General features: G+C 48.9%; 1 rRNA gene. It reads right to left on the bottom strand.

The annotated features are described in order from the left end of the window. Nucleotides 1-219 (bottom strand): 23S ribosomal RNA (locus H6A61_RS15795); the annotation flags it as partial.

Here is a 219-nt window from a genome sequence, read left to right as displayed (position 1 = left end):
TCGCCACTACTGGGGGAATCATTGTTATTTTCTTTTCCTGCAGGTACTAAGATGTTTCAGTTCCCTGCGTTAGCCCCTTACTACGTAAGGTGATATCCCTTCAGGATATTGGGTTGTCCCATTCGGAGATTCACGGATCAAAGGTTATTTGCACCTCCCCGTGACTTTTCGCAGCTTATCACGTCCTTCATCGCCTCCGAGAGCCAAGGCATCCGCCAT

The organism is Bacteroides caecigallinarum (assembly GCF_016901995.1).
GTDB classification, from domain to species: Bacteria; Bacteroidota; Bacteroidia; order Bacteroidales; family Bacteroidaceae; genus Phocaeicola; species Phocaeicola cellulolyticus.
The sequence above is the reverse complement of the archived record's forward strand: the minus strand, read 5'-3'. Positions and strand labels throughout refer to the sequence as shown.